General features: G+C 60.4%; 18 protein-coding genes and 1 tRNA gene. All 19 read left to right on the top strand.

The window, feature by feature from the left end:
- Positions 1-187 precede the first annotated feature (187 nt).
- The 19 genes from AC6I6U_RS29100 to AC6I6U_RS29010 all read left to right on the top strand — a co-directional run bounded on the left by AC6I6U_RS29100 (position 188) and on the right by AC6I6U_RS29010 (position 25,762).
- Positions 188-658, top strand: coding sequence for a Dps family protein (locus tag AC6I6U_RS29100; RefSeq protein ID WP_497879411.1), 471 nt, complete (start codon positions 188-190; stop codon positions 656-658).
- Between the two features lie 240 nt (positions 659-898).
- Entirely contained in the window at positions 899-1,234 is a 336-nt protein-coding gene (locus AC6I6U_RS29095) for a ribbon-helix-helix domain-containing protein (RefSeq protein WP_497879410.1), read from the top strand.
- Positions 1,235-1,414: 180 nt separating this feature from the next.
- Positions 1,415-1,636, top strand: coding sequence for an FmdB family zinc ribbon protein (locus tag AC6I6U_RS29090; protein WP_010444257.1), 222 nt, complete (start codon positions 1,415-1,417; stop codon positions 1,634-1,636).
- Between the two features lie 94 nt (positions 1,637-1,730).
- Positions 1,731-3,506: an aspartate--tRNA ligase gene (gene aspS / locus AC6I6U_RS29085; RefSeq protein ID WP_497879409.1), complete on the top strand. Its 1,776-nt coding sequence runs from the start codon at positions 1,731-1,733 to the stop codon at positions 3,504-3,506.
- 135 nt (positions 3,507-3,641) lie between these two features.
- Complete coding sequence (locus tag AC6I6U_RS29080) at positions 3,642-4,388, top strand: YebC/PmpR family DNA-binding transcriptional regulator (protein ID WP_497879408.1); 747 nt, start codon at positions 3,642-3,644, stop codon at positions 4,386-4,388.
- A 149-nt stretch (positions 4,389-4,537) separates the two neighbouring features.
- A complete protein-coding gene (gene ruvC, locus AC6I6U_RS29075; RefSeq protein WP_177057207.1) occupies positions 4,538-5,062 on the top strand; it encodes a crossover junction endodeoxyribonuclease RuvC in 525 nt (174 codons plus the stop codon).
- Between the two features lie 114 nt (positions 5,063-5,176).
- Positions 5,177-5,791 (top strand): Holliday junction branch migration protein RuvA, encoded by a 615-nt coding sequence (gene ruvA / locus AC6I6U_RS29070; protein ID WP_497879407.1) that lies wholly within the window; start codon positions 5,177-5,179, stop codon positions 5,789-5,791.
- Positions 5,792-6,850, top strand: coding sequence for a Holliday junction branch migration DNA helicase RuvB (gene ruvB, locus AC6I6U_RS29065; protein ID WP_497879406.1), 1,059 nt, complete (start codon positions 5,792-5,794; stop codon positions 6,848-6,850).
- A gap of 138 nt (positions 6,851-6,988) precedes the next feature.
- Positions 6,989-7,456: a tol-pal system-associated acyl-CoA thioesterase gene (gene ybgC, locus AC6I6U_RS29060; protein WP_497879405.1), complete on the top strand. Its 468-nt coding sequence runs from the start codon at positions 6,989-6,991 to the stop codon at positions 7,454-7,456.
- Positions 7,446-8,141, top strand: a complete 696-nt coding sequence (tolQ, locus tag AC6I6U_RS29055) for a protein TolQ (protein ID WP_497879404.1) — start codon at positions 7,446-7,448, stop codon at positions 8,139-8,141. The genes ybgC and tolQ overlap by 11 nt, the downstream gene beginning before the upstream one ends.
- Positions 8,142-8,155: 14 nt before the next feature.
- Positions 8,156-8,608 (top strand): protein TolR, encoded by a 453-nt coding sequence (tolR, locus tag AC6I6U_RS29050; RefSeq protein ID WP_010444249.1) that lies wholly within the window; start codon positions 8,156-8,158, stop codon positions 8,606-8,608.
- A complete protein-coding gene (gene tolA, locus AC6I6U_RS29045) occupies positions 8,608-9,684 on the top strand; it encodes a cell envelope integrity protein TolA (RefSeq protein WP_497879403.1) in 1,077 nt (358 codons plus the stop codon). Before tolR ends, tolA begins: the two co-directional genes overlap by 1 nt.
- A 47-nt stretch (positions 9,685-9,731) precedes the next feature.
- Positions 9,732-10,982 (top strand): Tol-Pal system beta propeller repeat protein TolB, encoded by a 1,251-nt coding sequence (gene tolB, locus AC6I6U_RS29040; protein WP_497883127.1) that lies wholly within the window; start codon positions 9,732-9,734, stop codon positions 10,980-10,982.
- Between the two features lie 52 nt (positions 10,983-11,034).
- Complete coding sequence (gene pal / locus AC6I6U_RS29035) at positions 11,035-11,532, top strand: peptidoglycan-associated lipoprotein Pal (RefSeq protein WP_177057203.1); 498 nt, start codon at positions 11,035-11,037, stop codon at positions 11,530-11,532.
- Between the two features lie 6 nt (positions 11,533-11,538).
- A complete protein-coding gene (gene ybgF, locus AC6I6U_RS29030; RefSeq protein WP_497879402.1) occupies positions 11,539-12,363 on the top strand; it encodes a tol-pal system protein YbgF in 825 nt (274 codons plus the stop codon).
- A 164-nt stretch (positions 12,364-12,527) separates the two neighbouring features.
- Positions 12,528-13,175 (top strand): 7-carboxy-7-deazaguanine synthase QueE, encoded by a 648-nt coding sequence (gene queE, locus AC6I6U_RS29025; protein WP_497879401.1) that lies wholly within the window; start codon positions 12,528-12,530, stop codon positions 13,173-13,175.
- A gap of 1 nt (position 13,176) precedes the next feature.
- Complete coding sequence (gene queC, locus AC6I6U_RS29020; RefSeq protein ID WP_497879400.1) at positions 13,177-13,866, top strand: 7-cyano-7-deazaguanine synthase QueC; 690 nt, start codon at positions 13,177-13,179, stop codon at positions 13,864-13,866.
- Positions 13,867-13,929: 63 nt separating this feature from the next.
- Positions 13,930-14,005: transfer RNA gene (locus AC6I6U_RS29015), tRNA-Lys, on the top strand.
- 363 nt (positions 14,006-14,368) lie between these two features.
- The gene (locus AC6I6U_RS29010) at positions 14,369-25,762 is read left to right on the top strand and encodes a two-partner secretion domain-containing protein (RefSeq protein WP_497879399.1); all 11,394 of its coding nucleotides are present in this window, start codon (positions 14,369-14,371) and stop codon (positions 25,760-25,762) included.
- Positions 25,763-25,796: the final 34 nt, after the last annotated feature.

Raw genomic sequence — 25,796 nt, 5'->3', positions numbered from 1 at the left:
GACGTGACGACACGCTGTCTATTTAACAGCAAAGCCCGAGCCTTCTCAAATCAACGGCTTGAGCGACATCGGCGGGCTCCGGCGAGGGCTCTGGGACGCGGCACCCGATGCTGCATGTGGCGGCGACTCTTGCTAGAGTGGTCCTACACCTTCAGGGTGTGACTTCATTCACGTCAAGGGGATGCATATGGCTATTGATATCGGTATCAGCGAAGCAGACCGCAAGTCCATCGTCGAAGGACTGTCCCGCCTGCTGTCGGATACCTATGTACTTTATCTGAAGACCCACAACTTCCATTGGAACGTCAGTGGCCCGATGTTTCGGACACTGCACTTGATGTTTGAAGAACAATATAACGAGCTGGCGCTGGCGGTGGACCTGATCGCCGAGCGGATCAGGGCGCTGGGGTTCCCCGCGCCAGGTACCTATTCGACCTATGCCCGGCTGTCTTCCATCAAGGAAGAGGAAGGGGTCCCGGCTGCCGAGGAAATGATCCGGCAACTGGTGCAGGGGCAGGAGGCGGTGACCCGCACCGCACGTGGAATATTTCCGTTGCTGGACAAGGTCAGCGATGAGCCGACCGCCGACCTGTTGACCCAGCGCATGCAGGTTCATGAGAAAACCGCCTGGATGCTGCGGGCCCTGCTGGAAGAGTGAAGCATGACGCACGGGTGAGCCATGGGCTCATTCGTGCAAATGCCGTCGCCGCTTGCCCTGCGGGTGCGCCTGTGCTCGTTCTGGCGCGCCGCGCTGATGTTCCTCGTTTGCTGGTCGCTTCATCCTACGCGGGGGATGGCCCGGTCTGCTGGATAAGGAATTTTGCCTAATGTTTCATTTAGGCGAGATTTTCCAAGAGCGCCCTTATTCAAGGGCGTGCAGCGACGGAGTGCGAGGAAGATGGTGCAGTTGAATCAATGTTTGGGGGAGTCTGGTCTGTTCCGCAAGGCCAGGACTGATCCGATGTTGCTGGAATTTGATATCGGATTGGCAAAACCGGTTTCCCGGTCCGTTCGCCTGAATGGGTTTGCAACCTGCTTGCGCCTTGAGGAGGTGTACTGGAAAGTATTGGCCGACATGGCCGGTATCAACCGGTGCACGGTCAATGCGCTACTTTCCAATGTGGATATGGAGGTGCATCTGCGTTATGGCGGGGTGAAGAATTTCAGTGGACTGATTCGCGTCGTCTGCATGGTGCACCTGCTGACGCTGGGTGGCCTGCAACATTCGACCTGATCGTGTCCCGATCGGGCCGCAGCCGCTGGTCGTTGCCGGGCAGGCGACTGAAGGGAGCGGGATGACCGGTCACACGGCTGCAAAGCCTCGATTTAACAGATATAATCCCGCTCTTTGCTGCATGGCCCGACTCTGGGCTCGGGCAGCAGTGATGTCGTTATCTGATTGTCGAGACGCCCCATGCCCATGTACGACTACCAATGCGCTTCCTGCGGTCATCAGCTGGAAGCCATTCAAAAAATCAGCGCCGCTCCTCTGGTCGATTGCCCTGCCTGCCAGGCGCCAGAGCTGAAAAAAATGCTTTCCATGCCGGGCTTCCGCCTCAGCGGTACCGGTTGGTACGAAACCGATTTCAAGACCGGCGCCAAGAAAAACCTGGCCGGTGGCGACAAAGCCGACTGAAAACAAGCGACACGAGCGGGCTCTGGCACCCCAAGGACATCGGGGTGTGCCAGACCTCCACCGAATTCGAATTACGAGAAGTGAAACCACGACCATGATGCGCAGCCATTATTGCGGCCAACTGAACGAGAGCCTGGAAGGCCAGGAAGTCACCCTTTGCGGATGGGTCCACCGTCGTCGCGACCATGGCGGGGTGATTTTCCTCGATATCCGTGACCGCGAAGGTCTGGCCCAGGTGGTTTTCGACCCGGATCGCGCCGAAACCTTCGCCGCTGCCGATCGCGTGCGCAGCGAGTATGTGGTGAAGATCACCGGCAAGGTGCGTCTGCGTCCGGCGGGTGCCGGCAACGCCAACATGGCTTCCGGCGCCATCGAAGTGCTGGGTTATGAACTGGAAGTGCTGAACGAAGCGGAAACTCCGCCGTTCCCGCTCAACGAGTACTCCGACGTTGGCGAGGAAACCCGCCTGCGTTACCGCTTCATCGACCTGCGTCGTCCGGAAATGGCCGAGAAGCTGCGTCTGCGTTCGCGCATGACCACCAGCATCCGTCGCTTCCTGGACGAGAACGGCTTCCTCGACGTCGAGACGCCGATCCTGACTCGCGCGACTCCGGAAGGCGCCCGCGACTACCTGGTCCCGAGCCGTACCCACGCGGGCAGCTTCTTCGCCCTGCCGCAATCTCCGCAACTGTTCAAGCAGTTGCTGATGGTGGCCGGTTTCGACCGTTACTACCAGATCGCCAAGTGCTTCCGCGACGAAGACCTGCGTGCCGATCGCCAGCCGGAATTCACCCAGATCGACATCGAGACCAGCTTCCTCGATGAAAAAGACATCATGGGCCTCACCGAAAGCATGATCCGCAACCTGTTCAAGGAAGTGCTGGGTCTGGAATTCGGCGAATTCCCGCACATGACCTTCGAAGAGGCCATGCGTCGCTACGGTTCGGACAAGCCCGACCTGCGTATCCCGCTGGAACTGGTCGACGTGGCCGACCAGCTCAAGGAAGTCGAGTTCAAGGTGTTCAGCGGCCCGGCCAACGACCCTAAGTGCCGCATCGCCGCGCTGCGCGTTCCTGGCGGTGCGAGCATGCCGCGCAAGCAGATCGACGACTACACCAAGTTCGTCGGCATCTACGGTGCCAAGGGCCTGGCGTACATTAAGGTCAACGAGCGTGCTGCCGGTGTTGACGGCCTGCAATCGCCGATCGTCAAGAACATCCCGGAAGCCAACCTGAACGTGATCCTCGATCGCGTTGGTGCGGTCGATGGCGATATCGTGTTCTTCGGCGCCGACAAGGCCAAGATCGTCAGCGAGGCCCTGGGTGCGCTGCGTATCAAGCTCGGTCACGACCTGAACTTGCTGACCTGCGAATGGGCACCGATGTGGGTCGTCGACTTCCCGATGTTCGAAGAGAACGACGACGGCAGCTTCACTGCTCTGCATCACCCGTTCACCGCGCCGAAGTGCACGCCTGAAGAGCTGGAAGCCAACCCGGCTACCGCTTTGTCGCGCGCTTACGACATGGTTCTGAACGGCACCGAGCTGGGTGGCGGTTCGATCCGTATCCACCGCAAGGAAATGCAACAGGCGGTGTTCCGTCTGCTGGGCATCAACGAAGCGGAGCAGGAAGAAAAGTTCGGCTTCCTGCTCGACGCCCTGAAGTACGGTGCTCCGCCCCATGGTGGCCTGGCCTTCGGCCTGGATCGCCTGGTGATGCTGATGACCGGCGCCCAGTCGATCCGTGAAGTGATCGCCTTCCCGAAAACCCAGAGCGCGGCCTGTGTCATGACCCAGGCTCCAGGCGTTGTGGACACCAAGGCGCTGCGCGAGTTGCACATTCGCCTGCGTGAGTCGCCAAAGGCTGAGTAAGGCCGCTGCGTGAAAGCGCGATAAGGTTTTACACGGTCAAAAAAGGCGCATCTTCGGATGCGCCTTTGCGTTAAAGGGATGGGTCCTGCCTGGGGGCGGGGCCGTCGAGGTTTCTAGAGAATTCGGAGTTGTGTAATGGCTGGCCATTCCAAGTGGGCGAACATCAAGCACCGCAAAGAGCGTCAGGATGCCAAGAAAGGCAAGATTTTCACCAAGTGGATTCGCGAGCTGACCGTCGCCGCTCGCCAGGGTGGCGCTGACCCGGGCTCCAACCCGCGCTTGCGGCTGGCTTTGGACAAGGCCCTGGGCGCCAACATGAGCCGTGACATCATCGACCGCGCCGTGGCCCGTGGGGCCGGGGCGGCCGACACCGACGACATGGTCGAACTGAGCTATGAAGGCTACGGCCCGGGCGGCGTGGCGGTGATGGTCGAGTGCATGACCGACAACCGCAACCGTACCGCCGCTGCCGTGCGCCATGCGTTCAGCAAGTGTGGCGGCAACCTCGGCACCGATGGGTCGGTGGCCTACCTGTTCGAACGCAAGGGGCAGATATCCTTTGCGCCGGGCATCGACGAGGACGCGCTGATGGAAGCCGCGATGGAGGCAGACGCCGATGACGTGGTGACCAACGAAGACGGCTCCATCGATGTCTTCACCTCGTTCGCCGGTTTCTATGCCGTGCGCAATGCCCTGGAAGCCTCCGGCTTCAAGGCTGGCGACGCGGAAATCGTCATGCTGCCGACCACCAGTGCCGAACTCGATCTCGATGGGGCGGAAAAGGTCTTGAAGCTGATCGATATGCTCGAAGATTTGGATGACGTGCAAAACGTCTACTCCAACGCCGACATCCCCCAGGCGGTGCTGGAACAGCTCGGCTGACAGTACCGGCCCCTGTTCCCGCAGGGGCTTCATCCATTGTCCGGGAGGGTTGGGCAGCCGACCTCCCGACAGTACTCTATCGACCTGCATGCATATACAGTAGATACTGCGCGTCATTGGCAGGTTTTCTCGATCGAACTGCAGGCGTTATGACTCTTATTCTTGGTATCGACCCAGGTTCGCGGATCACCGGTTACGGTGTGGTGCGCGATACCGGGCGTGGTTGTGTCTATGTGGCGTCGGGCTGCATCCGTACCGGCAGCGGCGAGCTGCATGAGCGTTTGCAGGTGGTCTACCGCAGCGTGCGTGAGGTTATCCAGACCTACGGCCCGGTGACCATGGGGATTGAAAAGGTCTTCATGGCGAAGAATGCCGACTCGGCGCTCAAGCTCGGCCAGGCCCGCGGCGCGGCGATCGTCGCCGGGGCCGAGGAAAACCTGGAGATTGCCGAGTACACGGCGACCCAGGTCAAGCAGGCGGTTGCCGGCACGGGTGGAGCGAACAAGGAGCAGGTGATGATGATGGTGATGCATCTGCTCAAATTGACCAGCAAGCCACAGATCGATGCCTCCGACGCCCTGGCGATTGCCCTGTGCCATGCCCATACGCGCTCGAGCCTGCTGCCTCACGGGCTGGGAGCGGCAAGGACCCGTGGCGGCCGCCTGCGTCTCTGATAGCATCATCAGCTTAAACAATTTTGCTTGCCGACAGCGCCTCTTGCCGGATGATGGCGGGCCTGTCGTTCTGTTCACCCGCCACCGGCCTGGCTGAAAATAAGGACCTGATACGTGATTGGACGCTTGCGCGGCACCTTGGCTGAAAAACAGCCGCCGCACCTTATCCTCGATGTGAATGGCCTGGGCTATGAGGTGGAAGTCCCCATGACCACGCTCTACCGCCTGCCGTCGGTCGGCGAACCGCTGACGCTGCACACACATTTGGTCGTGCGCGAGGATGCCCAGTTACTCTATGGTTTTGTCGGCAAGCGCGAGCGCGACTTCTTTCGCGAGCTGATCCGGCTGAATGGCGTGGGGCCCAAGCTGGCGCTGGCCCTGATGTCCAGCCTGGAAGTCGATGAACTGGTGCGCTGCGTGTCGGCCCAGGATACTTCTGCGCTGGTGAAGGTGCCGGGTGTCGGCAAGAAGACCGCCGAGCGCTTGCTGGTCGAACTCAAGGACCGGTTCAAGGCCTGGGAAACCGTGCCAAGCATGTTCGCGCTGGTGCCAAACCAGCCGGATGGGGTCGCCCCAACGCCGGTCGCCAGTGCCGAGACCGATGCGGTCAGTGCGCTGATTTCCCTGGGCTACAAGCCCCAGGAGGCGAGCAAGGCGGTTTCGGCCATCAAGGAAAAAGGCTTGAGCAGCGAAGAGATGATTCGTCGCGCCCTGAGGGGAATGATTTAAGTGATTGAAGCCGATCGTTTGATAACCGCTTCCAGCGGGCGAGACCGTGAGGAGGTCCAGGACCGGGCGATTCGTCCGCTGAGCCTGGCCGAATATATCGGTCAGCCCACGGTCCGGGAGCAGATGGAACTGTTCATCCAGGCTGCCCGTGCGCGTGGCGAGTCCCTGGACCATACGCTGATCTTCGGCCCGCCGGGGCTGGGCAAGACCACCCTGGCCAACATCATCGCCCAGGAAATGGGCGTGTCGATCAAGAGCACTTCCGGGCCGGTGCTGGAACGGGCGGGGGACCTGGCGGCGCTGCTGACCAACCTTGAGCCCCACGATGTGCTGTTCATCGACGAAATCCATCGTCTGTCACCGGTTGTCGAGGAAGTCCTTTACCCGGCGATGGAAGACTTCCAGCTCGACATCATGATCGGTGAGGGGCCAGCCGCGCGCTCGATCAAGCTCGACCTGCCGCCGTTCACCCTGGTCGGGGCGACCACCCGTGCCGGCATGCTGACCAATCCGCTACGTGACCGCTTCGGTATCGTCCAGCGTCTTGAGTTCTATAACACGGCGGACCTGGCGACGATCGTCAGTCGTTCGGCGGGCATTCTCGGGCTGCCGCTGGATCCTGATGGCGCCTTCGAGATCGCCCGTCGTGCACGGGGTACGCCACGGATCGCCAACCGTTTGCTGCGGCGTGTGCGCGACTTTGCCGAAGTGCGGGCCAAGGGGCATATCACCAAGGCGGTTGCGGACCTGGCGCTGAACCTGCTGGATGTCGACGAGCACGGTTTCGATCACCAGGATCGGCGCCTGCTGTTGACCATGATCGAGAAGTTCGACGGCGGTCCGGTAGGGGTCGACAGCCTGGCGGCGGCGATCGGCGAGGAGCGGCATACGATCGAGGATGTACTGGAACCGTACCTGATCCAGCAGGGCTACATCATGCGTACGCCGCGCGGGCGGGTGGTGACGCGGCATGCGTACCTGCACTTCGGCTTGAACGTGCCGTCGCGGTTGGGCGAGACGCCTGTGGCAGACGAGTTTCTCGATGCATTGGACGGCTGAATGGGCGACTCCAAGTGATTTATTGGTGGTTCGTGCTGTCCTAGAGGCTGGCATCACGATTCTTCATGTAAAAAGTCGTATAAGTATGAAAAACAGTTGCCTGGCCGGATTGGCAACCTGAGGAGTAAGCACTAGAGTATGCGCGCGCAAAACGGGGTTCAGTCGTTCGCACATCGCTGTCGCGTTTATTACGAGGACACCGATGCCGGCGGCATCGTGTATTACGTCAATTACCTAAAGTTCATGGAGCGGGCTCGAACCGAGCGGCTACGGGCGTTGGGCTTTGCCCAATCCGAGCTGGTGGGGGAGAACCTGTTGTTCGTCGTGCATTCCAGCGAAGCGCGTTACCACGTGCCGGCGCGACTGGACGACGAGCTGCTGGTCAGTGCGGATGTCATTGAACTGAACCGTGCGAGCCTGCGCTTCAAGCAGCAGGTTCGACGTGCAACGGATTTAACGCTGCTCTGTGAAGGGCAGTTCCTGGTGGCCTGTGTGCGCGCCGACAGTTTGAAACCCCGGGCCATTCCAGAAGCCTTGCGATCGGCCTTTGCCGACACAGGTGGCGCGGGTACTCACTTAGAGCAGGAGATAAAGCGTGGAAGCTAACGTCGTCGACCATTCCTCCATGTGGAGTTTGGTCAGCAATGCCAGCATCGTGGTGCAATTGGTCATGCTGATCCTGGTGGCTGCCTCAGTCACCTCGTGGATCATGATTTTCCAGCGCAGCAATTTGCTGCGCGCCGGCCGTCGTGCCCTGGAGAGCTTCGAGGAGCGCTTCTGGTCGGGGATCGATTTGTCCAAGCTGTACCGCCAGGCCGGTAGCAACCCGGATCCGGACTCGGGTGTCGAGCAGATCTTCCGCGCCGGCTTCAAGGAGTTCTCCCGCCTGCGCCAGCAACCGGGCGTCGAGCCTGAAGCGGTCATGGAAGGCGTGGCTCGTGCCATGCGCGTAGCCATCTCCCGTGAAGAGGAAAAGCTCGAGCAGAGCCTGCCGTTCCTCGCCACCGTGGGTTCGGTCAGCCCGTACGTCGGTCTGTTCGGCACCGTGTGGGGGATCATGAACTCCTTCCGTGGCCTGGCTACCGCGCAGCAGGCGACCCTCGCCACCGTCGCTCCGGGCATCGCCGAAGCCCTGGTCGCCACCGCGATCGGCCTGTTCGCTGCGATCCCGGCCGTTGTCGCCTACAACCGCTTTGCGGCCCGTGGCGAAAACCTGATCGGTCGTTACTACACCTTCGCCGACGAATTCCAGGCGATCCTGCACCGTAAAGTGCACACCAGCGAAGAGTGAGCAGGTAAATCCCCATGGCCCGAGTTCGGCACAAACGCAAGCCGGTCGCCGAGATGAACGTGGTGCCATACATCGACGTGATGTTGGTATTGCTGGTTATCTTCATGGTTACCGCACCGATGCTCAACCAGGGTGTTAAGGTCGATCTGCCCAAGGTTTCCAGCGAAGCCTTGCCGCAGGACAACAACACCCAGGTCCTGACCATTTCGATCAAGGCTGACAAGACCTACTACTGGAATCTTGGCAGCGAAGTCGACACCGACAAGCAGCAGGACAAGGCAATGACCTTGCCGCAGATGACCGATGCGGTCACCAAGATCATTCGTGCCGGCAACGAAGCCGGCAAGCACACCCAGGTCTTCATTCGTGGCGACAAGAGTGTCGACTATGGCGCCGTCATGGGTGCCATGGGTGGTCTGCAGAAAGCGGGTGTCGGTAACGTCGGTCTGATTACCGAGGCGCCCTGATGCACCAACAGAGAGAGCCGTCCGCCTCGGAAAGCTACTTCTGGCCCAGCGTCTGGGCGATTGGCCTGCACGTCCTGATCTTTGGCATGCTGTTCGTCAGCTTTGCCATGACTCCGGAATTGCCCCCGGCCAAACCGATTGTCCAGGCGACCCTGTACCAACTGAAATCGAAAAGTCAGGCAACCACCCAGACCAATCAGAAGATTGCGGGTGAGGCGAAGAAATCCGCCGCGCGCCAGACCGAAGTCGAGCAGATGGAGCAGAAGAAGGTCGAGCAGGAAGCGATAAAGGCGGCGGAACAAAAGAAAGAAGACGCGGCTCAAAAGGCCGAAGAGGCGAAGAAGGCCGACGAAGCCAAGAAAGCGGACGAGGCGAAGAAGGCTGATGAAGCCAAGAAAGCCGATGACGCGAAGAAGGCTGCCGAAGCCAAGAAGGCCGAAGAGAAACAATTGGCTGATATAGCCAAGAAGAAGGCCGAGGAAGAGGCCAAGAAAGCCGCTGAAGAAGAGGCCAAGAAAAAGGCCGCTGAAGAAGCGAAGAAGAAAATCGTCGAGGACGCGAAGAAGAAAGCCGCGGAAGACGCCAAGAAGAAAGCTGACGCTGAAGAGGCGAAGAAGAAGATCGCCGAAGACGCGAAGAAGAAAGCAGCAGCCGACGCGGCCAAGAAGAAGCAGGACGCCGCACGTAAATCGGCTGAAGAGAAGAAGGCGCAAGCCCTGGCCGACTTGCTTTCTGACACGCCGCAGCGCCAACAGGCCTTGGCGGATGAGCAGGGTGATGAAACTGCGGGCAGTTTCGATGATCTGATTCGCGCTCGGGCAGCGGAAGGCTGGGCTCGTCCACCTTCGGCGCGTAAGGGTATGACGGTGGTGCTGCAGATCGGCATGTTGCCGGACGGTACCGTGACCACGGTCTCGGTGGCCAAGTCCAGTGGCGACGGCCCGTTTGACGCATCGGCGGTAGCGGCGGTCAAGAATATTGGTCGCCTGACGGAAATGCAGGGAATGAAACCGAGCGATTTTGCTCCTTATCGTTCGTTCAAGATGACATTTACACCTGAGGATCTAGCCTTGTGAGAAACCTTCTTCGAGGAATGCTTGTCCTGATCTGCTGCCTGGCAGGGATGGCAGTGGCAGATGAAAAGAACATTCTGGTCACCAGCGGCAGCGACCGGGCGACCCCGATCGCCGTCGTACCGTTCGGTTGGCAGGGCGGTAGCGTCCTGCCTGACGACATGGCCCAGATCATCGGTGACGACCTGCGTAACTCCGGTTACTACTCGCCGATTCCCAAGCAGAACATGATCAGCCTGCCAACCCAGGGCAGCGAAGTCATTTACCGTGACTGGAAGGCCCTGGGCGCGCAGTACATCATGGTCGGCAGCATCGTTCCTGCGGGTGGTCGCCTGCAGGTGCAATATGCCCTGTTCAACGTCGCCACCGAGCAGCAAGTGCTGACCGGTAGCGTGTCGGGCACTGTCGACCAACTGCGCGACATGTCGCACTACATCTCCGACCAGTCGTTCGAAAAACTCACCGGTATCAAAGGTGCGTTCTCGACTCGGATGCTGTACGTGACGGCCGAGCGCTTCTCGGTGAACAACACGCGCTACACCCTGCAGCGTTCCGACTACGACGGTGCACGTGCAGTGACCCTGCTGCAGTCGCGCGAGCCGATCCTGTCGCCGCGTTTCGCGCCGGATGGCAAGCGTATCGCCTATGTTTCGTTCGAGCAGAAGCGTCCGCGCATCTTCATCCAGCACATCGATACCGGTCGCCGTGAACAGCTGACCAACTTCGAAGGCCTGAATGGTGCTCCAGCCTGGTCGCCGGATGGTTCGCGCCTGGCGTTCGTGCTGTCCAAGGACGGCAACCCGGACATCTACGTGATGAATCTGGCTTCGCGCCAGATCAGCCGCGTCACCAGTGGCCAGGGCATCAACACCGAACCGTTCTGGGGCAAGGATGGCTCGACCATCTACTTCACCTCCGACCGCGGTGGCAAGCCACAGATCTATAAAACCAACGTCAATGGCGGTGGTGCCGAGCGCGTAACGTTCATCGGCAACTACAACGCCAACCCGAAACTTTCGGCTGACGAAAAAACCCTGGTAATGATCCACCGCCAGGACGGTTTCACCAACTTCCGGGTGGCGGCTCAGGATTTGCAGCGCGGTAGCGTAAAAATCCTTACAGACACCAACCTTGATGAGTCAGCTACTGTTGCGCCAAACGGCACCATGGTAATCTACGCCACCGCCCAGCAGGGCCGGGGAGTCTTGATGCTCGTGTCCATCAACGGACGCGTAAGGCTCCCGCTTCCTACCGCTCAAGGCGAAGTCAGAGAACCTTCCTGGTCCCCTTACCTGAACTGACGCGGCGCTATACGTTTTACTTAACACACTGGGGTTCATTAGGAGTTTCACGATGGAAATGCTGAAGTTTGGTAAATTTGCTGCGCTGGCTCTGGCCATGGCTGTAGCTGTAGGTTGCTCCTCCAAAGGCGGCGACAACGCTGGTCAAGGCGCTGTTGATCCTAACGCTGGCTACGGTGCAAACACCGGTGCCGTTGACGGTTCCCTGAGCGAAGAAGCTGCTCTGCGCGCAATCACCACCTTCTACTTCGAATACGACAGCTCGGACCTGAAGCCAGAAGCCATGCGCTCCCTGGACGTTCACGCCAAGGACCTGAAAGCCAACGGCGCTCGCGTCGTCCTGGAAGGCAACACCGACGAACGTGGTACTCGTGAGTACAACATGGCACTGGGCGAGCGTCGTGCGAAAGCCGTTCAGCGCTACCTGGTACTGCAAGGTGTTTCCCCAGCTCAGTTGGAGCTGGTTTCCTACGGTAAAGAGCGTCCAGTTGCTACTGGCCACGACGAGCAGTCCTGGGCTCAAAACCGTCGCGTCGAACTGCGTAAGTAATTCGTCATGCGAACGTGCCGTCGTGCTGTAACTGTATTGGCTCTCAGCATCATGCCGCTTGCGGCATGGGCTGCGGTTCCTGTGGTCGATGACAACTCCGGCTATAACAATAGCGGTGGAAGTTATCCGCCAGCGGGTTACGGTACGAACGGCGCCTATGCCGGGTCAGGGGCTGCGGCTCCTGTCTCGGCACAGGGCGAACTGTTCAACCAATTGCAACGGATGCAAGACCAGATTGCGCAGCAGCAGGGCGTGATCGAAGTACTGCAAAATGATGTAGCGCGCATGAAGCAGGAAAACCTGGAGCGATACCAGGATCTTGATCGGCGCATAGGCAGTGGCGTCGCTCCGGCGGCTGCGGCTCCTGATAATTCTTCCAGCGGTGGCAACACGAATGCCGCCGCCGGCGCAGCACCTGCTGCCCAGGCCCCAGCGGCCAGCAGCGAACCTGGCGATCCAGCGAAGGAAAAGCTCTATTACGATGCTGCCTTCGACCTGATCAAGGCCAAGGATTTCGACAAGGCCAGCCAGGCGTTTGGCGCCTTTCTACGCAAATACCCGAACAGCCAGTACGCCGGCAATGCCCAGTACTGGTTGGGTGAGGTGAACCTGGCCAAGGGCGACCTGCAAGGTGCCGGCCAGGCTTTTGCCAAGGTCAGCCAGTTGTACCCCAAGCACGCCAAGGTGCCTGACTCGCTGTACAAACTGGCTGACGTAGAGCGTCGCCTGGGTCACGCCGATAAGGTCAAGGGTATTCTGCAGCAGGTGGTTTCCCAGTATCCGGGAACTTCGGCAGCCCAGTTGGCCCAGCGGGATCTGCAACGCATGTAAGGCGTTGTCGACTCGAATCAAGAAACCCGCGCTTGTCGCGGGTTTTTTCGTTAGAATTGTTGCCCTTTTTATGAAACACGCCGTTCTGGACTGTGCGATTGCAGGTTCATGACGGTGCCTGACGGAGGCGGACAGCCTGTTTAGCTGTTACGCCCGTGGCGGATATGCAAGACACATTGAGAATCACCGAAGTTTTTTACTCGTTACAGGGTGAAACGCGGACTGCTGGGCTGCCCACAGTATTCGTGCGCCTGACGGGTTGCCCCCTGCGCTGCCAGTATTGCGACAGCGCCTATGCCTTCAGCGGCGGCACCATCATGTCGCTGGACAGCATCCTCGAACAGGTCGCCGGCTACCGGCCGCGCTATGTCTGCGTAACCGGCGGCGAGCCGCTGGCCCAGCCCAATGCCATTCCGCTGCTCAAGCGGCTCTGTGACGCTGGCTATGAGGTGTCCATCGAGACCAGTGGCTCGATGGACATATCGCCGGTGGATACCCGCGTCAGCCGTGTGGTCGACCTGAAGACCCCGGGCTCGAAAGAAGTTCATCGCAACCGCTACGAGAACATCGAGCAACTGACCGGCAACGACCAGGTCAAATTCGTCATCTGTTCCCGCGAAGACTATGACTGGTCGGTATCCAAGCTGATCCAGTACGGTCTGGAGAAGCGGGCAGGGGAAGTGTTGTTCTCGCCGAGCCACCACGACTTGCCGGCCCGCGAACTGGCGGACTGGATCGTCGCGGACAACCTGCCGGTACGGTTGCAGATGCAGTTGCACAAATATCTTTGGAATGACGAGCCGGGGCGCTGACATGACCACTCAAGCAAGCACTGAAAAGAAAGCGGTAATCCTGCTGTCCGGCGGCCTCGATTCGGCGACCGTTGTAGCCATGGCGCGTGCCGAGGGCTACAGCTGCTACACCATGAGCTTCGACTACGGCCAGCGCCATCGCGCCGAGCTGCAGGCTGCCGAGCGGGTTGCCCGTGACTTGGGGGCGATCGAGCACAAGGTTATCGGCCTCAACCTCAACGGCATTGGTGGCTCGGCGCTGACCGATAGCTCCATCGACGTACCCGAGACACCGGGCGAAGGCATTCCGGTTACTTATGTGCCGGCTCGCAACACGGTGTTCCTGTCCCTGGCACTGGGTTGGGCCGAGGTGCTGGGCGCGCGGGACATCTTCATCGGCGTGAATGCCGTGGACTATTCCGGCTACCCGGATTGCCGTCCCGAGTTCGTCGAGGCTTTCGAAACCCTGGCCAATCTGGCGACCAAGGCCGGTGTCGAGGGTGACGGCTTCCGTATCCAGGCGCCGCTGCAGAACCTGAGCAAGGCCGATATCGTCCGGGCGGGCATGCGCCTCGGGGTCGACTATTCGCTGACGGTATCCTGCTATCAAGCGGATGCCAGCGGCTTTGCATGTGGGAAATGTGACAGCTGCCGCCTGCGTGCGGAAGGCTTCAACGCGGCCGGAATTGCCGACCCAACCAACTATTTTTGATTTTTTTCGCGTAGGGTGTTGAATTCCCGTTATAAATCAGTATTATACGCGCCACCACACAGCGGGTCGTTAGCTCAGTTGGTAGAGCAGTTGGCTTTTAACCAATTGGTCGTAGGTTCGAATCCTACACGACCCACCATATTCAGCAGTAATAGAAGAATCCGGAAGGCCCACGATAGTGAGGATTTCCGGATTTTTTTTCGTCTGCGAAAAAGTGCTTCGAATGCTGTTGCTCTTGCCCCGCCTCTCGTTCATAACCCGCTCTGCGACGGTTGTTTCAGCCCGCTGCTGCCTGATTGGGTGCATGGCATGCGCGCCGGTGCCTCCTGTATTCCCAAGGATACAACTCGTAGCATTTTGTTGACGCCATAGATACGTCTCTCTACCATCGCGACATCATATTGATATCAATCTCTGCTTCTAGGAATCGGTCTCTCTGCACTCGCGTCAGACGAGGTGAGGGGTTGTGAACTCTTAACCGCCTTCGCGCATCGAGACACACATGGACGTTCGTCAGTTCGCCTTCGTTGCGGCTCAGTCTTCTGCTGGCCTAAAAAACCGTGATCACTTCCTGGGGCTGCCCAAACGCGGACTGGCCTTCCTGCTGGCGAACGTCATGTTCTGGCAGCCGTTGTGGGCGCAGGCGGAGGGGATCGTGGTCAGCAACCCTGCGACGACGTTGGGGCAGGCGGCAAATGGAGTGCCGATCGTCAATATCGCTGCGCCGAATGCCAGTGGGCTGTCGCACAACCAGTTCCATGACTACAACGTCGGGACCAATGGCCTCATTCTCAACAATTCGACGCAGAACCTGCAAAACACCCAACTGGGTGGCCACATCATCGGCAACAGCAACCTCAATGGCCGCGCAGCCTCCACCATCCTCAACGAGGTCAACGGCGGGAGTCCCAGTCAACTGCGTGGCTATACCGAGGTAGCGGGGCAATCGGCCCACGTGATCGTCGCCAACCCCTATGGCATCACCTGTAATGGTTGCGGCTTCATCAACACACCGCAGGCCACGCTGACCACTGGCAAGCCGGTCGTTGAAAACGGCCAGGTCAGTCGCTATCAGGTCGACCAGGGCAGTGTCTCCATCGAAGGCGCAGGCCTGAATGCCAACAACATCGACCGCTTCGAGATCATCACCCGCTCGGCCAAGCTCAACGCCGAGATTCAGGCGAAGAACCTGGCGATCATCGCTGGCGCCAACGATGTCGATGCCAAGACTCTCAAGGCCACGGCTCGTGCCACCGACCCGGCTGCGGCTCCGCAACTGGCGATCGACTCCTCGGCACTGGGCGGCATGTACGCCGGAGCGATCAAACTGGTCGGCACCGAAGCCGGCGTCGGGGTCAAGCTTGACGGCAAGATGGTCGCCAGCGCAGGTGATATCCAGCTCGACGCCAACGGCCACCTGAGCATGGTCGACATGGCCGCGACCGGGGCTGTCATCGTCCAGGCCCAGACTCTGGAGGCCAAGGGCCCGTTATACGCCGGTACTGCATTGGCCGTGACCACCCAGGGCGACCTGACCAGCCAGAACAACCTGGTGGCCAAGGACCGAATCAGCCTGAACAGCGGCGGCCAACTGACCAACAACGGCATCATTGAAGCCGGAGTCAACGCTGATGACAGCCGCAACGCTGAAGGTGACGTCGAAGTCACCGCGCAGAACTTCAACAACTCTGGCAAGAGCGTGGTCGCCAGCCGCGACTTGAAAGTCAGCACCACCCAGGTCTTGAACAACCAGGGCGGAACCCTGAGTGGCCAACGGCAGACGAACGTCAAGGCCGGCACCTTCGACAACCAGGGCAAGGGGCGGGTGCTGAGCGCTGATAGCCTGGACCTGACCGCCTATACGGTTCTGAACGGGCAGGGCGGCCTGATCAACAGCGTCGGCCCACTGACCGCTACCCTCGGCCACCTGAACAACGATGCCGGTGAAGTCTCCAGCAAGACCAGCAACACGCTGGTTCTCGGTTCGATGGACAACCTCACCGGCCTGGTGATGGCCGAGAATATTCTGGATATCACCGCCAGCGGCACGGTCAACAACCAGGGTGGTCGCATTGGCTCGAACCAGACCCTGGTCTTCAAGGGCCAGGCGTTGGACAACACCGGCCAGGGCCGCATCACTGCCCAGCAGAAACTGGACCTGAGTGCGACCCATCTGGACAACTCGGCGGGCTCGCTGATCACCAACGGCCCGCTGAGCTTGACGGCCAATACCGTGGACAACGCCAAGGGGCGTATCTCCAGCAAGGACGACCTGACCGCCACCGTCACCACCTTCAACCAGCAGGACGGCGCCTTGCTGACCGAGGGCAACCTGACCCTCAATGGCGCTAGCCTGGACAACAGTAATGCAGGCCTGATCTCGGCTAAAAAACTGCTGGTCCTCAACGTCGACAGCATCGACAACCGGGCCGGCGAAATCTCCAGCGTGCAGTCGGTCAACCTGAACGGCCAGAAGCTGAACAACAGCGAAGGCGGCAAGGTACTCTCTGATACTGGGTTGGAAATCAAGGTCACGCAGGTGATCAACCAGAGCCTGGGACAACTGGTCAGCCAGGGCAGCGCCACGCTGCTGGGTACCACGCTGGACAACAGCGGCGGCCAGTTGAGTGCGCAGTCCGGCTTGATCATCACTCTCGATGGCGCCCTGACCAATCAGTTGGGGGGCCTGATCAGTAGCGAAGGCACCCTGACGGCCCATGCCGGCAGCCTGGACAACAGCGGTGGCAGTTTCTCCAGTGCCGGTGTGCTGCAAGTGACCAGTGCTGGTGCCTTGGTCAACCAGGGGGGCCGGCTGGTCACCGATAGCAGCATCGAGCTGCACAGCGCCAGTCTCGATAACCGCCAGAAAGGCACGATCAGCGGCCTGGGGCCGGTGGCGATCCATACCGGCGATTTCGACAACAGCCACGATGGTTTGCTCAGCAGCGGCGATGGCCTTGACCTGACCTCCGCGCAACTGACCAACCAGGATGGCGGCCGTATCGGCGCGGCCAAGGCGCTGATCGCCAGCGTCACCGGGTTGGACCAGCAAGGTGGCCAGCTCAAGGGCGATACCTCGATCAGCCTGGACCTCAACCAGGGCCAACTGAACAACCAGGGTGGATTGATCAACGCGCCGCTGCTGGTACTCGACAACCTCAAGGGCGTGAACAACCAGGGCGGTGAAATCTCCAGTGCCCAGGCTTTCACCCTGGCGGCGCACAACCTGAACAACGACAGCGGCAAGTTGCTGAGCAACCAGGCACTGACGCTGCGGGTGGAACAGGCCCTGAGCAGCATCAAGGGCATGATCGCGGCGGCCGCGCTGGACGTGCGCGTCGGCAGCCTCGACAACAGTAGCGGTACGTTGACCAGCCGCGCCGGTCTTGACCTGCTCGCCATTGGCCTGGTCACCAACCGCGACCACGGACTGATCAACGCCACCAACGGCCTGACGCTCACCAGCAGCGGTCTCGACAACCGGGGCGGCAGCCTGCTGGGCAGCGCGATCGCCATCGACTTTGGCGGCGCCACTGGCGATCTGAACAACGCCGGTGGCCAGATCACCACGGCGGGTAACCTGAGCCTTGCGCACTTGCGTGACTTGAACAACCAGGCCGGCGAACTGAGCAGCGCCCAAAGCCTCGACCTGACGGCCCGGACCCTGGACAACAGCAATGCTGGCAAGCTGATCAGCAACAACCTGCTGAACCTGACGGCCGACAGAATCATCAACCAGGGTGCTGGCCTGCTCTCGGGTTGGCAAGGCGTGACGCTCAACGGCGCTAGCCTGGACAACCGCGCTAACGGCACTGTTTCCAGCCGCAGCGGCAATGTTGACGTGACCTTGAGCGGGGCGTTGCTCAACAGCGACGCCGGGGCGCTGGTCAGCCAGAAGGTGTTGAGCGTCAAGGCCGCCAGCCTGGACAACAGCAACAAAGGCATTCTTTCCAGTGCCGCCGGGCAAACCCTGGCCGTCACCGGCCTGCTGGACAACACCCAAGGTGGTTTGATCGACAGCGGTGCGGCTCTGGCACTGAATGCCATGGCCCTGAACAACGCTGGCACCATCAGTGCGCAGCAGGTCCTGAGCTTTACGGGCACCACGCTGGACAACACCAGCGGTATCCTGGTTGGCAACAGCGCGGTCACCCTGGACCTGCTGGGTGCCCTGACCAACACCAACGGTAAATTGTCCGCCGTTGGGCCATTGCTCATCCAGCGCAGCACGCAGATCAACAACCAGGGCGGCGAGCTCTCCAGCCAGGGGCTGCTGAGCGTGTTGACCGCCAGCCTTGACAACAGCAACCGGGGCACGTTCGCGGCTGCCGACAAACTCAGCATCACCTCGACCGGGGGTGTGCAAAATGGCAATGCCGGCTTGATCGCCAGCGTCAACGGCGATCTGCAACTCACTGCCGCCAGCCTCGGTAATGCCAAGGGGTCTCTACAGGGCAAGGGTGTAGTGAACCTGGAGGTCAGTGGCGATATCGACAACCAGAGCGGCAAGGTCATTGCCCAGGACGGTCGTCTGTTCATCAAGGCCGCCAATCTCGACAACCGGGGGGGCGTGTTGTCCAGCGTCAGGAATGCCCTGGAAACGCGCATTGTCGGTGTGCTGAAAAATGGCTATGACCTGAGCAACAACCGCCAGAACGGCAGCGTGCAAGCCCAGAGCCTGAACCTCAACGCGCTCGGCGGTATAGACAATCATGGCGGGCGTATTGCCGCCCGTGCCGGGGAAGCGGTACTTACCGCCGCCAATGTCGACAACCGCAATGGTGGTCTCTATTCCAGCGGCCTGCTCAAGGTCAGCAGTGGCAACTTCGACAACGGCGGCGACCTGGGTGGCCAGGTCGCCGGCGGCCAGATCGACTTGAGTCTGGATGGCGCTTTCACCAACCGCAAGGGGGTTGTCGAAAGCGACAGTAGCCTGTCGATCAGGGCAACGGCCCTGGATAACCAGGCTGGGCAACTGCGGGCGTTGGGCTCCAGCGGCACGACATCGTTCAGCGTCGGCGGCCTGCTCGACAATCGCAACGGTGTTCTGGAAACCCGCAATTTCGATCTTGGCCTGGAGGCTGGCAGTTTCCTGAATCAGGGCGGCAGTCTGTTGCACGCAGGGCTTGGTACCTTTGATATTTCCATGGGCAACCTCACTGGGGCCGGCGGGACCCTGGTTACCCGCGGCGGCCTGACCCTGGGGGCCGACAACTGGACCAACAGCAGCGTGATTCAGGCCGGACGCCTGACCATCAACGTCAACAACCTGTATCAGACGGGTAGCGGGCAATTGCTTGCTTCCAACAGCCTGACCGGCACCGGCGGTAACTGGACCAATGATGGGCTGATCGCCAGTGACGGCACGGTCAACCTGAGCTTGGGGGGCAACTATGGCGGTAATGGCCGGCTCTCCAGTCTTGGTAACCTGGGTCTGAGGGCGGCACAGTTGAACCTGGGTGCCAGCACCCGTATTGCCGGTGGTGGTGATACCACGATCAATGTCAGCGGATTGCTTGGCAACTATGGTCGTGTCACTTCGGCGGCGGGAATGACGGTGACCGCCGGCGGGATCAACAACTACGGGACGCTGGGGGCAACCGGCAACCTGCGGTTGAACACTTCGAGCCTGCTGAACGAGAGAGGCCTGATTTTCAGTGGCGGGGATATGGCGCTGCGCCTCGACACGTTCACCAACCGCTATGCCGATGTCTACAGCTTTGGCAACCTCGGCATTGCCAGGGATGACAGCAATGGCCTGAGTACCTCGATCAACAACATTTCCTCGACGATGGAGAGTGGTGGGGACCTTAACCTTTCGGCCAGCCATATCGAGAACCGCAAGGACGTCTTTCAGGCTACGGGCGGGATGGTTTCATCGTACATCGGCATACGTTGCTACAGCTGTTCGGAGTTCGTGCCCGTGGTGGGTTACCAGGAAGACGGCTTTCTGGTCTGGGTCCAGAACTACAAATCGCAGATCATCCAGGATTCGGCATCCGCCACCATGACTGCAGGTAGAAACTTCCTCGCCAATGGCCAGGACTTTCTCAACTCGGCCTCCACGGTCACTGCCGGCAATAACCTGAGCATGAATCTGCAGACGTTCACCAACCAGGGGGCATCCGTCGGCGACTACAGCATCAGGCGTTCTTTCCTGCCCAATGTCGATCTTCGCAATATGAACTTCTGGGTGTCGGTGATGAACTACAACGCCGCCAATGATCCTTCCGTGGTCTATTTGCGAGGCTTGCCCTCACTGCATACCTGGAACGCCAGCAATAACGAGTCCTCTCTCCCGGTTATATCCAAGCCGGGTGGCCGGGGTGATAACCCGTATACGTCTTTCGGCATCGTCCATGTTGACGGGGCCCCTGATCCCAGGAGCCTCGCTGCCGCCCACTACAACCCGGACGGCCCTTTTGCCGAGGCCCCTGCCGCCGTGCAGGGCGCGAACTTCTTTGAAGACATCATGACCTACAACACGCCATCGGCCTATGCCAATGCCGTCGTCCAGGCTGGCGGAGCGGTGAATATCTCGGCGTCCAAAAACCTGACCAACAGTGTCATCCGTGAAGGCGTAACGGTTGACGGGGTAGCTGCTCACACCAGCTCGACACAGGTCAACAGCAGTTCCACGATCGTCAACATCAACCGTCAACTGCCTCCCGATCTTGCCCAGCAGCAGGTCAACCCGCTGACGCTGCCGGGCTTCAGCCTGCCGACCGGGCAGAACGGCCTGTTCCGTCTCAGTGGCGCGGCCAGCAACGTGCCCGCCGACAGGGGGGCGCAGAGCTGGACGCTGGGTGGCACTCAAGTGGGCGCCGCCCAGCGCGAACAGGTCCAGGCGGGGGCCCAGTCGACTCATGTTCAATTGACCGACAATACCCAGACTCTTGGCGCCGGTCCTGTCACCATTGCCCGGGTCCAGGGATTGCCCAGCACGAGCGGCCAGTCTCGTCCGCAGAAGTACCTGATCGAAACCAATCCGGCGCTCACCGATCTCAAGCAGTTCGTCAACTCGGACTATCTGCTCTCCCGCCTGGGCTACAACCCTGACGACAGCATCAAGCGCCTGGGTGATGGTTTCTATGAGCAGAAGCTGATCCAGCAAGCGGTGGTTGCACGCACTGGCCAGCGCTTCATCGACGGGCAGACCTCCGATGAGGCACTGTTCAAGCACCTGATGGACAACGCCATCAGCAGCAAGCAGCAACTCAACCTGAGCATGGGGGTCAGCCTGACTTCCGAGCAGGTCGCGGCACTGACCCATGACATCGTCTGGATGGAGAAGCAGGTGGTCAATGGCGAGGAAGTGTTGGTGCCGGTGCTCTACCTGGCCCAGGCCAACAATCGCCTGGCGCCAAATGGAGCCTTGATCCAGGGCAGCGACGTGACCCTGATTGCCGGCGAGGACCTGAACAACTCCGGAACCCTGCGAGCCAGCAACAGCCTGTTGGCAGCTGCCGGCAACGACCAGGTCAACAGCGGCTTGCTCGAGGCCGGCGAGCGTCTCGCGGCACTGGCGGGGAACAATCTGAGCAACAAGGCCGGGGGGATCATTGCCGGCCGTGATGTCAGCATCACGGCCGTCAATGGCGACGTGATCAACGAGCGCACCGTGACCAGTCGCCAGAGCAGCAATGGCTATCTGACCGAGCAACGCGACTTTCTCGACAGCGCTGCTCGGATCGAGGCGGCCAACAGTCTCACGGTCAGCGCCGGACGTGATATCAACAACAGCGGCAGTGTACTCAAGAGCGGCGGGGATACCCTGCTCAGGGCCGGTCGCGACGTCAATATCGGCGCGACCAAAGAGGTGCAGGGCAATAGCCTGGGAGGTAGTTATCGGGACGACACGATCACCCACCATGGCTCCAGCGTTTCTGCCGGCCGGGATCTCATGATCAGCGCCGGGCGTGACTTGAGCGTGGTTGCCAGTCAGATCGATGCCAAGCGTGACGTGGCGTTTTCGGCCGTAGGGGACCTGACCCTGTCCTCGGCGGCGGATGAGCAGCACTCGTATGCCAAAAGCAAGAAAGTCAGCAGCCAGGAGGATCATGAACAGCAGGTGAGCAGTAGCGTGACGGCCGGCGGTAACGTACTGATGAGCGCTGGCAAGGACTTGGCCCTCGTTGCAAGCACCGTGAGTGCCGGGCGCGAAGCCTACTTGAGCGCGGGCGCCAACCTGTTGCTGCAAAGCGCGGCAGACGAAGACTACAGTTTCTACAGCAAGACCAAGAAAAGCTCATCGGGCAAGAAGAGCCAGCTGGATGAGTTGCAAAGCACCACTCATATCGCCAGCTCGGTCTCCAGCGGCACCAACACCACCCTGGTGGCGGGTAACGATCTGATCGTCAAGGGCAGTCAGGTGTCGGCCGAGAAGGGCCGCACCCAATTGGCCGCCGGCAACGATGTGCAGATTCTCGCGGTCACCGACTCCACCCGTGTACGTCACGAAAGCAGCACCAGTAAAAGCAGTTGGGGAGGGCTCAAGTCGAGCAAGGTCGAGGACAAGGTCTCGGAAACCCAGACCACGGCGGTGGGCAGTCTCATTTCTGGCAATACGGTCGACGTGAGCGCCAAGCGCGATGTCACCATCACCGGCTCGGCCCTGGTGAGTACCAAGGACCTGACGGTCCAGGCCGGTCGCGACCTGACCATCAACGCCGCAGAGAACACCTTTACCCGCAATGAAATGCACAAGGAAAAGGGGCATGACTTCACCGGAGTCCTCACGGCCAACAAGCTGGGGGTCGATGACATTACCGGCAACCAGCATTTGAACCTGAGCAGCAGCAAGCATAACGGTCAGGCCACCCAAACGACGCTGACCGGCAGCACCCTCGGGTCCAGTGCCGGTAATGTCAGTCTCAATGCCGGGCGCAACCTGGGCGTGGTGGCCAGTGACCTGGTCAGCACTCGCAACATGAGCCTGACCGGCTCCAGCGTGAGCATCCTGGCTGGTATGGAGAGCGCCAGCCAGAGCAGCCAGGACAAGTCTTCCAGCCTTGGCGTCGGGCGGGTGATGGGTGGTTCGGTGATCAGTACGCTCAACACCCTCTACAATCTGCGGGAGTCAGCGCAGGCCACCCGGGAAATCGACGATCCTCGGCTCAGGGCGGTGAAGCAGGCGCAATTGCTGATGACGGTGGGAAGTATCGATCCTTCTGCAACGTACTCGGATCTCAACGGTGCCCTGACGAATTACGCAGACAAGAAGGGCGGTAGTGGTTCGCTGATCAAGATCGGCACGGAATTGGCCAACACCCACACCAGGGACAGCAAGCAGCAGGACAGTCAGACAGCCCGGCAGAGTTCGATCAATGCTGGTGGCGGCCTGGCCATTATCGCCACGGGCAATGCGGCGGGCACCGCCGGTGATATTCATGTGGTCGGCAGCACCCTCAAGGCGACCAATACGGTACTGGACGCGAAGAACGACATCACCTTTGAAAGCGCCCAGAACACCGTGGACAGTTCAAGCCACGGCAGCAACAGCCGCACCGCCATCGGCGCCAGTTTCAACCTGGGGGCACAGAACGGCTTCACTCTCGACCTGGGGGCGCAGGTGGGCAAGAACATGGGAGATGGGCACTCGGTCACCCAGGTCAATACGACGCTGGATACCGGTGCCCTGGTGCTGCGCAGCGGCAATGACACCACCTTGGCCGGTGCCCAGGTCAAGGCCGACAGTATCAACGCGGTGATAGGCGGCAATCTTGATATCAGCTCACGGCAGGATACCGAGAGTCGTACCAGCAAGCAGAGCAGTGCCGGGTTCGGTGCCAGCATCTGTGTCCCTCCATTCTGCTATGGCGCAACGGTCACGGGCTCGGCCAACCTGTCTGCCGGTAACATGAACAGCGACTACAAGGCCGTGACCGACCAGAGCGGCCTGTTTGCCGGTAGCGGTGGCTACAACATCCATGTCGGACAGAACACCACCCTGCTGGGCGCGGTGATCGCCAGCGAGGCCACGGCCGACAAGAACAAGCTCAGTACCGATCGTCTGATCGTCAGTGATATCAAGAACAAGAGCGAGGCCAGCAGCCAGTCGGCGGGCATTTCGCTTTCCTATAGCAGCGGTGGGGACGGTCTTGGTTTCGGTGGGATGATTCCGTTGGCGCTCAGTGAATCGGACCAGAGCAAGACCCGCAGCGCGGTCAGCAACGGGACTATTATCGTGCGCAATGCCGAGGGTGCGAATGACCTGGTTGGTCTCAACCGAGACACCGCCAACGCCAATGAAAAACTCGACAAGCCGGATGTGGGCGCCCTGCAGACTCGCATGGAACTGATCCGCAGCTCGATCGCGCTGACTCAGTCAGTGATTGGCAAGGTTGCCGACACCGAGAAGAAGAGGGCTCAGGAACGCCTGGAGAAAGCCACTACCGGAGCGGAGATCGCAGCGGCCAGGGACAACCTGAAATACGTCAACGAAAGCTGGGCGCCCGGCGGCGAAAAGCGGGTACTCGTCGATATCGTCAGCGGCCTGATTGGTGCCGCGTTGGGTGGGGCGGGTGGTGCCACGGCGCTGGGTATCGTGGCTAATACCACGGCGGCGGACACCTACAAGCTGATCGGCGACTATGCCTCCCAGCAGCGTGACAAGGCCACTGACAGCACTACCCGTGCTGCGTGGGACGAAGGGGGAGCGGCGCGAGTGATGCTCCATATGCTGGCGGGTGGAATACAGGGGCTGGCTGGCGGTACGGTCAGCGGCAGCGCCCTGGGAGCCGGTGCGGCGGCGCTGACGGCACCGTTGATTGCCGAGAAGGTGGCCCAGATGGATCTACCCGTGGACGTGAAGAAGTCGCTGATCCTGGGGACTTCCGGTCTGGTTTCCGCCGGTGTCGGTGGTATCAACGGCGCGAGTGCCGGTTTGCAGGAAGTCCAGAACAACTATCTCACGCATGAGGATATCGAGGTGCTGTCTCGGCAGTTGGCTCTCTGTGCCGCTGACAACACCGCTTGTCGCATGCGCGTGCAACTTGAAGCCAAACGGCGCAGTGACATCAATGACGCCGCACTCATGGCCTGCCAGGACCAGGGTTGCCTTGACGCGCACATCAGGCAGATCGTTGAAGGGGCCAAGAGCTTTGGGCAGTTGTATGCGGCGGACCAGGCCCTGGATGCCAAGGACAAGACGGCCTTTGGTGCGATCAGCGATATCGAGACCAACAGCCTGCTGATCGCGGCCAACGTGGCGGCAGCGTTGCCTGGCTATAAGGAGTGGGCTGCGAATAACTGCGAGGCGGTAGGCGCATCGGCCTGCCAGGGCAAGTTCACCGAGGCCGTGAAGAGCGGCCAGTTCATCAACGCCAAGGGGCAGACGGGCGGTGGCATACCGGCCGCGTTCGCCGGCTATGAAGCGGTGTTGGGCAGCACCAAGCAACCCCACGAGTACGATGATGTCTCGAGTGGCTGCCTGGTGAAGCTGGGTGGTTGTGGCACGTTGGACCAGGAGTACGAAGCCCTCAAGCGAAACGCCGGGCCTGGCGGCGATGGCGTCAAGGTGGTCGGCAGCGGCGACGTGAGCGAGTTGTACTTGATGGGGCTCAAGCTGGGTTATGTCGCGCATCTGACGGATGAAAGCAGCAAGAGTGTGATCAACGTGACTCTTCCAGGCATGCATGCCCTGGATCCCGGGTTTGTAGTGCGTACGGTGGTGCCCACGACGTCGGGTGGCTTCGACATCGAAACTCATGGTTGGGGAACGGGTAGCAGCCCGCTGTTCAACTCCAATAGCTGGATGGCGGGGATGGTCTGGGGCGGCAACACTCAATTCATCAGCGGGCAGGAGTTCATGAACAACAGCCCGGTCATCAATTACCTCAAGAATGCGCCGTTGTTCAATTGGAACAGCGGTCCCCAGCCTGCCGGGAACCAATGAAGCCTGCACGTCACCACCTTAGGGCAGGAGGGAG

It is taken from the genome of Pseudomonas sp. UTLPPB19802, assembly GCF_059730225.1.
Note: the sequence above shows the minus strand (reverse complement) of the source record. Positions and strands in the feature narration are given on the sequence as shown.

Excerpts from the sequence above, each read along its gene's own strand:
- AC6I6U_RS29100 (WP_497879411.1), top strand. The coding sequence starts at position 188 with ATGGCTATTGATATCGGTATCAGCGAAGCAGACCGCAAGTCCATCGTC.
- AC6I6U_RS29095 (WP_497879410.1), top strand. The coding sequence starts at position 899 with ATGGTGCAGTTGAATCAATGTTTGGGGGAGTCTGGTCTGTTCCGCAAG.
- AC6I6U_RS29090 (WP_010444257.1), top strand. The coding sequence starts at position 1,415 with ATGCCCATGTACGACTACCAATGCGCTTCCTGCGGTCATCAGCTGGAA.
- aspS (WP_497879409.1), top strand. The coding sequence starts at position 1,731 with ATGATGCGCAGCCATTATTGCGGCCAACTGAACGAGAGCCTGGAAGGC.
- AC6I6U_RS29080 (WP_497879408.1), top strand. The coding sequence starts at position 3,642 with ATGGCTGGCCATTCCAAGTGGGCGAACATCAAGCACCGCAAAGAGCGT.
- ruvC (WP_177057207.1), top strand. The coding sequence starts at position 4,538 with ATGACTCTTATTCTTGGTATCGACCCAGGTTCGCGGATCACCGGTTAC.
- ybgC (WP_497879405.1), top strand. The coding sequence starts at position 6,989 with ATGCGCGCGCAAAACGGGGTTCAGTCGTTCGCACATCGCTGTCGCGTT.
- tolR (WP_010444249.1), top strand. The coding sequence starts at position 8,156 with ATGGCCCGAGTTCGGCACAAACGCAAGCCGGTCGCCGAGATGAACGTG.
- tolA (WP_497879403.1), top strand. The coding sequence starts at position 8,608 with ATGCACCAACAGAGAGAGCCGTCCGCCTCGGAAAGCTACTTCTGGCCC.
- tolB (WP_497883127.1), top strand. The coding sequence starts at position 9,732 with ATGGCAGTGGCAGATGAAAAGAACATTCTGGTCACCAGCGGCAGCGAC.
- pal (WP_177057203.1), top strand. The coding sequence starts at position 11,035 with ATGGAAATGCTGAAGTTTGGTAAATTTGCTGCGCTGGCTCTGGCCATG.
- ybgF (WP_497879402.1), top strand. The coding sequence starts at position 11,539 with ATGCGAACGTGCCGTCGTGCTGTAACTGTATTGGCTCTCAGCATCATG.
- queE (WP_497879401.1), top strand. The coding sequence starts at position 12,528 with ATGCAAGACACATTGAGAATCACCGAAGTTTTTTACTCGTTACAGGGT.
- queC (WP_497879400.1), top strand. The coding sequence starts at position 13,177 with ATGACCACTCAAGCAAGCACTGAAAAGAAAGCGGTAATCCTGCTGTCC.
- AC6I6U_RS29010 (WP_497879399.1), top strand. The coding sequence starts at position 14,369 with ATGGACGTTCGTCAGTTCGCCTTCGTTGCGGCTCAGTCTTCTGCTGGC.